Genomic DNA, 12,414 nt, shown 5'->3' with positions numbered 1-12,414 from the left:
AATTGATAAATGTTGATCTAATATCCATCAAAAATAATTGATTTTCTCTAAACATAAATTGTATCATAGCTATCAATTATTCTTACCTATAAACATTTTTAATTTTATATTAATACTTACTAAAAATAAAAAAAAGAAGGATTTCTCCTTCTAATATTGTAAAAAGATTTCTCTTATTTCATCACGATCATGTGTTTGTGTTAAAGCAAGCATTAATAAAACTCTCGCTTTTTGTGGCGATAAGGTATTTGATGAAATACATAAATGATGTGGATCAAAGATTTCATCATCAAAAACAATTCCTTGTGAAATACGTGAAGAACGTACAAAAATTGTACCCTTTTCAGAAAGTTCTTCGATTGCTTTTAACCAAGCTTGGCTATAATTTCCACTTCCTGACCCTGCAATAACAATTCCTTCATGATCACTTGCAAGATCATATAAGATTTTAGCATCCGCACCACTGTAATAAAAAGCAATCGCTACACTTTTAATAGAATCAATACGTTTGTTAAAACGTGATTTTACCGTATGAATCTTACTTGTTTGTGTATAGAAATAGACTTCTTGATCTTGCATATATCCTAAACATCCAAGAGATCTTTGATCAAAGGCATCAATTTTAAAATTATTAACTTTTTCAATATCTCTTCCTGAATAAATTGTATTAGAAAATAAAGCAAGAACCCCACGGTTATAAGATTCTCCATGACAAGCTAAACAAATAGCTTGATAAAGATTAAATGGACCATCTGCACTCGTTGCTGTTGCTGGACGCATTGCTCCTGTTAAAACAACAGGTTTTGGTGTATTTAATGTTAAAGTTAAAAAATAAGCTGTTTCATCTAAAGTATCTGTTCCATGAGTAACAACCGCACCATCAATCGTATCATCCGACAAAATTTCTTCAATATTATTTTTTAAGATCAACCATTTTTCATGAGTCATTTCATTGCTATCTATATTCATTAATTGATATTCTTTAATATGCGCCACTTCATTGATTTCTGGAATTGTTTCAATAATTGAATCAATATCAATTTCTCCTGCATGATATGCTGCAGTTTTCCCTTTTTTTCCTGTACCAGCAATTGTACCACCTGTTGCTACAATAGCAATTGTTTTCATAATTCCTCCTTAATATCGTATTTCAAAAGATTTTTCATACTCTTTTATATTTAATAAATGGTAATGGATTTGTTCTATTTCAATAAATGGTTGTTGATAGAGCTTTTCAATCATTCTTTCTATTTGCATTCCTTCTCCTTGAACTTCCATAGAAACCGAACCATCATATTCATTTTTTACAAACCCCGTTAATTTTAATTCATTTGCGATAGAAAAGCAACGAAAACGAAAACCAACACCTTGAACTCTGCCTTTAAATAAATACTTTCTTCTTTCCATAAAAAATAACCGGTTTCCCCGATTATTTTAAACTATCTAAAATATCTTTCATTTTAAAGGCAAGTCCTTGGCATTTTTCTACTGATAAAGAACATAAAGCAACACGAATACCTTTATTGACTTTAATTGTATAAATATCTTGAGCAAGCATTGCTTCATGGAATCGTGTTAATAAATCATCATCTTCTACTTTTAAAGTAACAAAGAAACCTTCTTTATATGGATAATAAACTAAACCACATTGATTAGCTTCACTTGTAAAGATTTCATATCTCTTTCTTAATAAATCAACATATTTTCCTTTTTCTTCGTTAAATTCATCTTTATGTTCAGTTGTAACTTTAACAAAGTTTTCCATTGCTGCATTAGGAATATTTGACCAAGAAGCTCTTGCATGTTTTTCCATTAAGATTTCAAGTGCTCGAACATCTTCTTGATTTCTTGCTAAAATAACAGCACCCCCACATCTTAAACCATAAGATGTAAGTGTTTTAGAACAAGAGAATGCTACAACAATCATGACTTGATCATTCATACGATTAAATGCATTCATATAATCTCTTGATCTTTCTAAGTTATAAGAATAGTCAATATAAGCAATATCATCTAAGATAATAACAGGTCCTTCATTTGATAATTCATTACAAAAATCAATCACTTGATTCCATTCTTCAACTGTCATAGAATATCCTGTTGGGTTATGACATGGATCATTGATAATCGCTAAAACTTTACCTTGTCTTGCCATTACTTCATGACAAGTTTCTTTAAAGCTTGTAATATTGAATGCATCTCCATCAAACATTTGATAGGCTTGTACTTTACAATTAGCAATCGTTGCCATTGATTTATAGTTACCCCATGCAATATGAGGAATAATTAAAGTTTGCCCTTCATCTAACACATTTAAAATGGTTGAACTTACTGCTCCTGATCCTCCAGGTGTTCCAATAACACTATGGCATAAATCAAGTTTTGTATCTTGTACGACCCAATTATAAACTTGTTTTCTAAAGTTTGGATTCCCACTAAAACTAGAAGCATATTTTGCTTTTGTTCTATTATCTAAACTGTTATACGTATTAAATACGGTATCTAATGCAACTAAATTTCCACCTTCATCATATAATGAACCAATTGTCGCATTGATAATATTTTCTTTTCCTTTTTTAGCAATTGCATCATTTGCTAGATTTACAATCTTAAAAACATTATCAACAATTGGCTGATGATCAATATTTTCTCTAATAAATTTTTTCATCACACATACCTCTTCATATTCATTATTACTTGTATCTTATCATACTTTAATAAAAAATTCTCTAATTTTAAAGATTTTTTAATTAAATACAATTTATCTTATTTCTTTTGTTCCATCTAACTCTTGATAAATCATCCAAATTTTCTTAACTAAACGATGTGGCAAAACCTTCATTCCTAAGATTTGTATTCGATTGATTGTTCCATATAAAGAAACATCCTTAGAACTTTCCATATCCTTAATCGCTTTTTTAATAACATCTTTCGCTTTATAAACCTTTCCATAGCGAATCACAACAGGTTTTTTATCTTTTACAACAGCACGATCAAAAAACTCTGTTTCTACCCAATAAGGACATATAGCTAAAACATGAATTTGTCGATATTTTAATTCTTCATTTAAAGCTCTTGAATAGCTTAAGACAAAAGCTTTGGTAGAAGCATAAATATTTAAGTAAGGAATCGGCATATAACCACTACATGAAGCAAGATTAACAATAGAGCTTTTTTTATGCATATAAGGTAAAACACTATTGACCATTTTAACAACTGCCAGCATATTTAAATTCATCATATTTTCAATGACTTCAATCGACATATTTTCATAATGATTTAATTTTCCATAGCCTGAACAATTAATCAAGGCTTTTACTCTAGGTTTTTCTTGAAATAAAGCTTCTTGAATAATTTCAAAGGATTCTTTTTGCGTTAAATCTAAAGCAAAAATTCTTACCTTTGTTTGTAGTCTTTCCTTTAAATTTTCCAATCTTTCTTTTCTTCTAGCAATCACCCATATTTCATCTACTTGATACTTCTTTTCAATTTGCATGGCAAATTCTCTTCCCATTCCAGAACTTGCACCTGTAATCATTATTATTTCTTTCATCATATCACCACTTTTTATTATAATTTTCTTTCGAAGTAAGTCAAAATATTCTTCTTTTTTTCATAATACAAAAAAACGCTTACATTCATTGCTTTTATGATAAAATATAGATAAGCTATTCATATTTAGACATACAATATGATTATTATTTAAGGAAGGAAATGTTTATGAAAAAAAATCGTAGTTTAAACTTGAAGTATGCTGGTAGCCAAATTTTCTACTTTGCTGCTTTTGCATCAATGATGGGTTATGCTTCTGTCTTTTTATTAGATAAAGGATGTACAAACTCACAAATTGGTATTGCTCTTGCTCTTTCAAGTATTATTGCTGTTTTATTACAACCAATGCTTGCTTCTTTTGCAGACAATCATAAAAATATTGAAATGCGGAATATCATTGCCCCAATTGTATTGTTAGTCATTGCTTTATCCGCAATTCTTTATTTAATTCCCGGAAGTGCTTTATTTGTTTTATTTTTAGTAGTGACTATTTTTTCAATCATGTCATCAATCATGCCATTGATGAATTCACTTGCCTTTGTTTTTGAACAACATGGTATTGAAATTAACTATGGTCTTGCTCGTGGATTAGGTTCTGTAGCTTATGCCATTGCTTCTCTTGTTTTAGGACATGTTGTCGAAAGTTTTTCACCAGGTATTTTACCTCTATTCTATATTATTTTTACAGCTTTATTATTTGTTGTTGTTAAAATGTTTGTTTTACCAAAAGGTTATGAAAAAGAAATTACCAAAGAAGATACAAAACAAGAAGAAACAGAACAACTTTCTTTTGGTAAGTTCTGTATGAAATATAAAAAATTTATTTTATTTTTAGTTGGTTTTGTACTTGTCTATTTTGCTCATACAATCATCAATAACTTCTTTATTCAAATTATTACTAATATTGGTGGGACAAGTGCTGATATGGGAAATGCAGTTTTCGTTGCAGCAATGTTGGAACTTCCAACAATGGCTTTCTTTACAAAGATGTCTGAAAAAATTAATTGTGGTACACTTATTAAATTTTCCATTTTAATGTTTGTCGTAAAACATGCACTTACATATTTTGCAACAAACATGATCATGATTTATCTTGCTCAAGTATGTCAAATGTTTGCCTATGCTTTATTTGTTCCAGCTTCTGTTTATTATGTTAATAAGAAAATTGCTGTTGCTGATCGTGTTAAAGGACAATCACTTGTTACAACTTCAATGACATTATCAGGAGTATTTGCAAACTTTGCAGGTGGAATTATGCTTGATGCTTTAGGTGTTGGACATGTTTTACTTGCTGGAGTAGTTCTATCTATTGTAGGAGCTGTTATTGTTATTTCAATGACAGAAAAAGTTTAAGCGACTCAACATTGAGTCGCTTTTTTTATGAGCTTATTTCTTTCTTCTTTATTTAAAGGACGTGACATACCTTCCAATAAGTCTTCATCTAAATAGATTTCATCAAAAGAAATTCTTTTTAAAGAAACAACTTCATTCTTTAATGATAAAAACATCTTTTTGATTTGATGATATTTTCCTTCTTCAAGTGTTACATAGCCATGAAAATCATCTAAAATTTCAAGTTTAGCCGGTAAGCATTGAATACTTTGATCAATGATGATTCCCCTTTTAAAAACTTCTTGATCTACTTTTTTTAGCTTTTCTTTTGTTTCAACAAGATAGGTTTTCTTTACATGATTTTGTGGTAATAAAAGCTTCTTTAAACTTTTATCATTGGTAAGAATCAAAAGTCCTGTCGTATCACGATCTAATCTTCCTAAACAAAAACAATCTAAATAATCAATTAAATCAACAACACATTTTTCTTTTTCATCTTTATTGGCACAAAGATATCCTTTTGGTTTATTGAGCATAAGATAGTGAAATGGTTGACTCTTGAGCTTTTTTCCTTGATAAATAAGAACATCCTCTTCTTGGATCTTTCTTTTACAATTCGTTTCAACAACACCATTAACTTGAATGAACCCATGTTTAATAAGTGTTTTGCATTCCTTTGTATTACCTAAATTATTGTACATTAAAATATAATATAAATCTTTCATCTTAACCCTTATAATTCTTTTCTAACCAATGCGCCACCGCATCTTGATCATGACGACCAATAACGCCTGTTGCCTTTTCTTTGAGTTCTTTACAGGCATTTTCTACTGCATAGCTCTCATTGGCTATTTCAAACATTGATAGATCATTCAACCCATCTCCAAAAGCAACGACTTTCTCACATTTTAGATAGTCTTTTAATTGTAAAATAGCATGCGCTTTTGTCGCTTTTTGTGGTAAGATTTCAAGCCACCAATCTTGACTATAGATATCTTTAGAAAATAAGCATTGATAACGGTCTTTTAAATCATGATAAAAACTTTCTAGCTGTTTTTTTGAAGCAATACATGAAACATAGAAAACATCTCCTTGATAGAGATCATTTTCAGTTGGATTTTTTCTTTTATCATTACGTGTACTTATAAAATCTAGTTGTTGTTTGGTTGATTTACCAGGAATATAACTAAATTTTTCTTGTTCATTTATAAAAGCATAAACAATAGGATAAAAGTCTTTTTGATTAAAATAATGAGCTAAATCATTGACTTCTTCTTTTAAAAAGAAATTAGATACTAAAATTTCTTGGCTTTGATTATCAATAATAAAGGCGCCATTATAAAGAATCAAAGGAATTTTTGCACTTAAGCCTTTGGTTGCTGGTTTGGCTGAATAATAAGATCTTGCGGTTGCATAAGAAAACAACATTCCTTGATCAACAAGTTTTTCAATTGTTTGATTGGTATAAGTTGATGTTTGTTGTTGACTATTTAAAAGCGTACCGTCTAAATCAGAAACATACAGTGTTTTCATTTTAACGAATAAAGTTTGTCGTTCTCTTTTTATTTTGAGGAACTTCAATTCCTGCTTTTTTACCAGCTTCAATACATTTTAACATCCAAGCCATATTTTTACCTAATGCACACATTGTATCTAATCCCTCTCTATCTTGTTCAACATCACTTGGTGTATGTCCATGCACTTCATTCCAATAATTTGATGTGACAATTGGCATTTCTGAAATACTTAAATGTTTATTTAAAACATCCATACTTGTGACACTCCCTGCTCTTCTCGATGAAGAAATTACTGCTGCTGGTTTATGAACAAAAGCTGATTTAGCACTGTAAAAAACACGATCCATAAAGCTTTGAATTTTACCTGTTGGATGTGCATAATAAACAGGTGTTCCAAAGATAAAGCCATCAGCATCTTTTGCCATTGAGGCAAATTCATTGACACAATCATCAAAAACACATTTACCTGTTTTAGCGCATGATCCACAAGCAACACAATCTTGTAATGGAACATTAGGAATATCATAAATAAGCGTTTCTATTCCTTCTTCCTTTAATGCTTTTTCTACTTCTTCTAAAGCACGATTGGTACATCCTTTAGGGTGTGGTCCCCCATTAACTAATAATACTTTCATTTCCTTTTTCCTCCTATTTTTATTGTAAATCACTCTTTATAATATGACAAATAAATGTTTGTTATAACTTGATATAAGAAAAAGAAATCACTAGGATTTCTCAAATCTTAAAATATTTTCGATGTGGAAAGTATGTGGAAACATATCTACTGGTTGACAATTTGTGATTGTATAACCATGTTCATTTAAATACTTAGCATCTCTTGCTTGAGTGGCTACATCACATGAAATATAAATAATTTCTTTTGGACTTGCCTGTAATAAATGTTCTAAGAATTCTTCTGAACATCCTTTTCGTGGTGGATCAACAAAAACAACATCTAAATGAGTATTTTTCTTAACAAGCTCGACCATATATTTTCCAGCATCATCACAGACAAAATCTACATTATCTATTTTATTAAGTAAAGCATTATTTTTAGCATCCTCTATAGCTTGAGGAACAACTTCGACCCCATAAACTTTCTTTACATATTTTGCAAGTGAAAGGGTAATTGTTCCAATTCCACAATAAGCATCTAAAACAACAGAGTCTTGATTTAAATGAGCTAAATCAATGGCTGTTTGGTAAAGAACTTCTACTTGAATTGGATTGATTTGATAAAATGATTTCAAAGATATCTTATATTGATTTTTAAGTAAAGTATCATAAATATAACCTTGACCGTAAAGAATCTTTTCTTCATCACCTAAAATAACATTATCATGTCTGTCATTGATATTTTGGATAATGGTTTTAATATGTGGAAATTCTTGAACAAGTATTTCTACAATTTGATCAATATGTTTGATTGTTTTTTGATAAGTAATGAAACATAACATAAATTCTTCACTATGATAGCCTTTTTTAGTAAGAACATGTTTAATATTTCCTTGATGTGTTGTTTTATCATAAGGTTTTATATCATATTGTACAAAAAGTTCTTTCACTCTTTGAATCACTGCATTTGATTCTTCATTTTGAATAAGACATTCATCACAAGCAATAATATCATTGGTTCTTTGTTTATAAAAACCTGTCACTAATTGACCGTTTTTATCATAGCCTAAAGGCATTTGAACTTTATTACGATAATACCAAGGATCTTCTTGCATTAAACAAGGTTGAACATCAACTTCTAAATGTCCAATTCTTTCCATACAATCCTTTACTCTTTTTGTTTTAAATTCTTGTTGTCCTAGACTAGATAAATGCATTAAATGACAACCACCACAGCCTTGATAAATATGACATTTAGGATTCACTCTTTCAGGTGAAGGTTTTTGTAATTCAATTAAACGTCCTACCCCATAATTCTTTAACATTTTAATACATTTAATTTGTCCTACTTCTCCTGTGATCATCCCATTTACAAAATAAGTAAAACCTTCATATTTAACAATTCCTTTTCCATCATGAGATTGATCAACACATTTTCCTATAAAATAATCATTTTTTTTCATTTTTTCCTCCAAAAAAACGAGCTAGGCTCGTTTATTGATTTGCAGCATTGGCAGCATCTACTTCTGCCTGTCTTTGAATTGCTTTATCGGCAGCACTTTGATCTTTAACATTTTGTCCTGTATAGGTAATATCATCAATGCCCGCATGTTTTGTACCAAATAATGGGAAATCACTATCCCCATTTGATTTAACAATAATTTCTAAATCATACTGAAGACGTCCATTAGCTTTATTTAAAAGTTGTGACCAAGCAGCTCCATCATCCTTTTGTTGACCCATTGCATCATCAAATGTATGAACAGAATCTTCAACTAAAGACTTCGCATCATCTGCAGAAACATTATCGACAAGTTGATAAGTTAATTTAATTGTACGACAATCAACTTTTACAGCCAAATCTTGAATACGATCATCTTGTTCAATTTGACTTTCAACTTGACTCACCGTATTTTGATCTACTGATAATAATTTCACACATCTTTGTCCATAGACAGGCCCTTTATTATTACCAGAGAAAACAAAAATATAAAGTAGGAAAGCAACAATTAAAACAACAAGTACTGTAATAAAAATATGCCATTTTTTAAGCTTTAATTTCTTTCCATTTTTTGGTTGTTTTGTTTTCTTTACTTTTTTTACTTTCTTTGGTTTTTCTTCTATTTCATCATCAAATGTAAATTTACCTGTTTGTCCTGCATGTAAATCATTATTTGGTTGTAAATCATCTTTATTATATTCTTTAGTATCATTAAATGAAAATCTTTCTCTTGCCATTATTTCACCTTCTTATACCTTATTTTATCAAAAAATATAGCAAATGTATATCCTTAATAAAGTAATGTACTTTGTGCATCCTCTCCAGCATTTTTAATAACAACAGCTTTTAAACCATCTTGATCATTGATAATGGCATATGTATCCACACCACTAAAATGACTATCCATTTCATCAGCCACTGTTTCTACCATGTAAATAAGTTCTGTATAACTTTTCACACTCACTTTTACTTGAATTTTCATAGTTTGAATCGAACCATCTTTATATTTTCCATATCCAACAACCCCAACTGCTTCTGTTGAAGCATTTTTGACATTGTTTTTAAATACAGAGAATTGAGAATATAGCGATTCGTCTGCTTTATTAGCCTCATCACTTGTAAAAATATACGTATTATAGTCTAATAATTTAATTGAACCTACTTTACCATTTTTACAATAACTACTATAAATATAGTGTCCATTATAACTATTTTCATCTTTAACATTTTTACGATAAACCGCAATTAAAGTCGGAATATCTTTAACACTTTTCTTTGTTTGAAGATAGTTATAAAGTTTAGAAATCACTTCTTTTCCATAATTATTAACACTATCATCTGATAGTACGTCATTTGTACCACCTGTTGCATCTAAAATAATTGCGATAGACATTCCTTTTAAAGTATATTTATCACCACTTTTTTCATAGTAATCTTGTTCACTGATATTTTCAACCATCTTACTTACTTCTTTACCATCAACAGTTTCCCCTGTTGCCGGTTGTAAAGAATGTTTTTTATTTCTTAATAAAAGTTCATCTTTATCTTTTTTTACAAGTTGTAAACCTTCAGACATATAATAATCTGATGTTGAAAAATATTCTGTCGATAAAACTTGTAATTCTCGTCCAATTGTTTGAAAATCATCTGATGAAGAAAAATCTTGATAAAATGTTTCTCTAATCAAATTTGTCCCAAGATTAACAATTGGATAAAATGAATCATCTAACGAATCTGTTGAAGAAATATCTTGGCTGCTTTTTGTTTCTTTTTTGCTTGATTTTGATGTACACCCTGTACAAAGAAGTAAACATAATATACCAATTAATAGTTTTTTCATAAGGACCTCCTTTTTTTGCACATTATAGCATAAAATTATGATTTTATCATTTCCATAAACATTTCTTCACTAAGAACCGGAATATTTAAGGATTGTGCTTTAGCAAGCTTGCTTCCGGCATTTTCTCCCGCTAATAAATATGTTGTCTTTTTAGAAACGGAACCTGATACTTTACCCCCGTTATTTTCAATAAGTGTTGCAGCTTCCTTACGAGATAAAGTTGGAAGCGTTCCTGTTACAACAAAAGTCATATTTTCTAATAGAGAAGAACTTTGAGTATCTTCTATTTCCATTTTCAATCCATAGTTTTCTAATTTATGAATGATTTCTTTATTTTTTTCATCTTTAAAATAATCAATAAGAATTTGCGCACTCGTAGCACCAATATCATTGACTTCAATGAGTTGTTCATAGCTTGCATTCATTAATTGATCCATGGTTTTAAATTTTTTCATTAATGATTTTGCAGCTGATTTTCCAATATTAGAAATACCTAAAGCTGTTAATATTTTTGTTGCATCATTTTCTTTACTTTTTTCAATCGCATTTAATAAATTATCGGTACTCTTTACAAGACCGATTACTTTTTTGTCTAAAAGATCTTGTCTTTTATCTTTTAATGTATAAATATCACTCACATCATGAATATATCCTTGATCTATCAAGGTTTCTACATAAGATAAACCAAAGCCTTTAATATCCATTGCATCTCTTCCAACAAAATTTACAACATTTCTTACTAACTTACTTGGACATGTTGGATTGGAACACTTAATATCTACCGTTCCTTCTTCTTGATATGTTGGTGCTCCACATACTGGACAGACATTTCCTATTTGATAAGGAACACTATCAGCCGGCCTTTTATCTTTATTGACACCTTTTACTTTAGGAATGATTTCTCCTGATTTATAAACAATAATTGTATCACCAATACGAACATCTAGGCTATCTATAAAATCTTGATTATGAAGGGTTGCTCTAGAAACCGTTGTTCCACATAAACGAACTGGTTCAAAGATAGCTGTTGGTGTAATTCTACCTGTTCTTCCAACAGACAACTCAATATCTAAAAGTTTTGTTTCTTTTTCTTCTGGTGGGTATTTATAAGCAACTGCCCAACGCGGTACTTTAGCTGTTTGTCCTAATTGTTGTCTTTGTTCATAGCTATCAATTTTAACAACCGCTCCATCAATGTCATAGCCTAATTGATCTCTACTTTCACCAATCATTTCAATTGCTTTCCATACTTCTTCAAAGCTGTGACAAATTTGATAATTATCAATAACTTTCATTCCTTGTTTTTTCAAATATTCATAACCTTGACTATGCGTCGTAATTTCTTTTCCTCGAATATCTTGAATATTAAAGATAAACATAGAAAGATTTCTTTGTTTGGTAATACGACTATCTAATTGACGAAGCGTTCCAGCTGCACAGTTTCTTGGATTTGCAAAAGTCTTTTTATTATTTAATTCTTGAATCTCGTTGACTTTATCAAAAGCCTCATTCGTCATATAGACTTCACCACGTACTTCTAAGTATTCTATTGGTTCTTTTAATTTATTTTTTACATCTTTGATGACTCTTGCATTAACTGTAACATCTTCACCTTGGATAATTCCATCACCACGTGTAATCGCTGTTGTTAAGTCACCATTTTCATATCTTAAAGCCATTGAAAGACCATCAATTTTATATTCAACGATAAAAACAGGATCGACTAAAGTTTCTTGCATTGATTCCACAAATTCTTGGACTTCTTCTTTAGAAAAAACATCTTGTAAAGAAAGCATCGGTACACGATGTCTTACCAAAACACCTGCTTCTCTTTTAGCACTTCCTCCAACATGTTGAGTTGGTGAATTTGGTGTGACATATTCAGGATGATCCTTTTCTATTTTTTTAAGTTCTTTCATCATCATATCATAGTCATAATCACTTATTTCTGGATCATCTTGGTTATAATAACGATCATTATGATATTCAATTGTTTTTACTAATTCTTCATATCTTTTTAAATCATCCATCATTTTCTCTCCTTTAAAATCTTTTTT

12 protein-coding genes are annotated in these 12,414 nt (G+C 29.9%); 1 reads left to right on the top strand and 11 read right to left on the bottom strand.

The genetic code is table 11. The annotated features are described in order from the left end of the window. Positions 1–150: 150 nt before the first annotated feature. From C7U55_RS00950 to C7U55_RS00935, 4 genes are all read right to left on the bottom strand, one after another. Complete coding sequence (locus C7U55_RS00950) at positions 151–1,128, bottom strand: asparaginase (RefSeq protein ID WP_106986941.1); 978 nt, start codon at positions 1,126–1,128, stop codon at positions 151–153. A 9-nt stretch (positions 1,129–1,137) separates the two neighbouring features. Beyond that, entirely contained in the window at positions 1,138–1,407 is a 270-nt protein-coding gene (locus tag C7U55_RS00945) for an acylphosphatase (protein ID WP_032090427.1), read from the bottom strand. Between the two features lie 22 nt (positions 1,408–1,429). After that, complete coding sequence (locus tag C7U55_RS00940; RefSeq protein ID WP_106986940.1) at positions 1,430–2,668, bottom strand: aminotransferase class I/II-fold pyridoxal phosphate-dependent enzyme; 1,239 nt, start codon at positions 2,666–2,668, stop codon at positions 1,430–1,432. 93 nt (positions 2,669–2,761) lie between these two features. After that, on the bottom strand, positions 2,762–3,553 hold the full coding sequence (locus C7U55_RS00935; RefSeq protein WP_162297382.1) for an SDR family NAD(P)-dependent oxidoreductase: 792 nt from the start codon (positions 3,551–3,553) through the stop codon (positions 2,762–2,764). Between the two features lie 167 nt (positions 3,554–3,720). Here C7U55_RS00935 and C7U55_RS00930 point away from each other — a divergent pair, with 167 nt between their 5' ends. Beyond that, a complete protein-coding gene (locus C7U55_RS00930) occupies positions 3,721–4,905 on the top strand; it encodes an MFS transporter (protein ID WP_106986938.1) in 1,185 nt (394 codons plus the stop codon). A gap of 5 nt (positions 4,906–4,910) precedes the next feature. Here the strand turns inward: C7U55_RS00930 and C7U55_RS00925 are convergent, their stop codons facing one another. The 7 genes from C7U55_RS00925 to ligA form a co-directional block, all read right to left on the bottom strand. After that, on the bottom strand, positions 4,911–5,609 hold the full coding sequence (locus C7U55_RS00925; RefSeq protein WP_227213582.1) for a pseudouridine synthase: 699 nt from the start codon (positions 5,607–5,609) through the stop codon (positions 4,911–4,913). A 1-nt stretch (position 5,610) separates the two neighbouring features. Continuing rightward, the gene (locus C7U55_RS00920; protein WP_106986937.1) at positions 5,611–6,417 is read right to left on the bottom strand and encodes an HAD family hydrolase; all 807 of its coding nucleotides are present in this window, start codon (positions 6,415–6,417) and stop codon (positions 5,611–5,613) included. A gap of 1 nt (position 6,418) precedes the next feature. After that, complete coding sequence (locus tag C7U55_RS00915) at positions 6,419–7,036, bottom strand: flavodoxin family protein (RefSeq protein WP_106986936.1); 618 nt, start codon at positions 7,034–7,036, stop codon at positions 6,419–6,421. A gap of 90 nt (positions 7,037–7,126) precedes the next feature. Next, on the bottom strand, positions 7,127–8,479 hold the full coding sequence (gene rlmD / locus C7U55_RS00910) for a 23S rRNA (uracil(1939)-C(5))-methyltransferase RlmD (protein ID WP_106986935.1): 1,353 nt from the start codon (positions 8,477–8,479) through the stop codon (positions 7,127–7,129). Positions 8,480–8,510: 31 nt separating this feature from the next. Then, entirely contained in the window at positions 8,511–9,254 is a 744-nt protein-coding gene (locus tag C7U55_RS00905; RefSeq protein ID WP_106986934.1) for a hypothetical protein, read from the bottom strand. 53 nt (positions 9,255–9,307) lie between these two features. Continuing rightward, positions 9,308–10,357, bottom strand: a complete 1,050-nt coding sequence (locus tag C7U55_RS00900) for a CamS family sex pheromone protein (protein ID WP_106986933.1) — start codon at positions 10,355–10,357, stop codon at positions 9,308–9,310. A gap of 35 nt (positions 10,358–10,392) precedes the next feature. Then, positions 10,393–12,387: an NAD-dependent DNA ligase LigA gene (ligA, locus tag C7U55_RS00895; protein ID WP_106986932.1), complete on the bottom strand. Its 1,995-nt coding sequence runs from the start codon at positions 12,385–12,387 to the stop codon at positions 10,393–10,395. Between the last annotated feature and the right edge of the window lie 27 nt (positions 12,388–12,414).

The organism is Faecalibacillus faecis (assembly GCF_003024675.1).
Classification (GTDB): domain Bacteria; phylum Bacillota_I; class Bacilli_A; order Erysipelotrichales; family Coprobacillaceae; genus Faecalibacillus; species Faecalibacillus faecis.
This window is presented reverse-complemented; position numbering and strand designations above follow the sequence as displayed.

Excerpts from the sequence above, each read along its gene's own strand:
- C7U55_RS00920 (WP_106986937.1), bottom strand. The coding sequence starts at position 6,417 with ATGAAAACACTGTATGTTTCTGATTTAGACGGTACGCTTTTAAATAGT.
- C7U55_RS00925 (WP_227213582.1), bottom strand. The coding sequence starts at position 5,609 with ATGAAAGATTTATATTATATTTTAATGTACAATAATTTAGGTAATACA.
- C7U55_RS00900 (WP_106986933.1), bottom strand. The coding sequence starts at position 10,357 with ATGAAAAAACTATTAATTGGTATATTATGTTTACTTCTTTGTACAGGG.
- C7U55_RS00915 (WP_106986936.1), bottom strand. The coding sequence starts at position 7,036 with ATGAAAGTATTATTAGTTAATGGGGGACCACACCCTAAAGGATGTACC.
- C7U55_RS00945 (WP_032090427.1), bottom strand. The coding sequence starts at position 1,407 with ATGGAAAGAAGAAAGTATTTATTTAAAGGCAGAGTTCAAGGTGTTGGT.
- C7U55_RS00950 (WP_106986941.1), bottom strand. The coding sequence starts at position 1,128 with ATGAAAACAATTGCTATTGTAGCAACAGGTGGTACAATTGCTGGTACA.
- C7U55_RS00940 (WP_106986940.1), bottom strand. The coding sequence starts at position 2,668 with ATGAAAAAATTTATTAGAGAAAATATTGATCATCAGCCAATTGTTGAT.
- C7U55_RS00930 (WP_106986938.1), top strand. The coding sequence starts at position 3,721 with ATGAAAAAAAATCGTAGTTTAAACTTGAAGTATGCTGGTAGCCAAATT.
- rlmD (WP_106986935.1), bottom strand. The coding sequence starts at position 8,479 with ATGAAAAAAAATGATTATTTTATAGGAAAATGTGTTGATCAATCTCAT.
- C7U55_RS00905 (WP_106986934.1), bottom strand. The coding sequence starts at position 9,254 with ATGGCAAGAGAAAGATTTTCATTTAATGATACTAAAGAATATAATAAA.
- C7U55_RS00935 (WP_162297382.1), bottom strand. The coding sequence starts at position 3,553 with ATGAAAGAAATAATAATGATTACAGGTGCAAGTTCTGGAATGGGAAGA.
- ligA (WP_106986932.1), bottom strand. The coding sequence starts at position 12,387 with ATGGATGATTTAAAAAGATATGAAGAATTAGTAAAAACAATTGAATAT.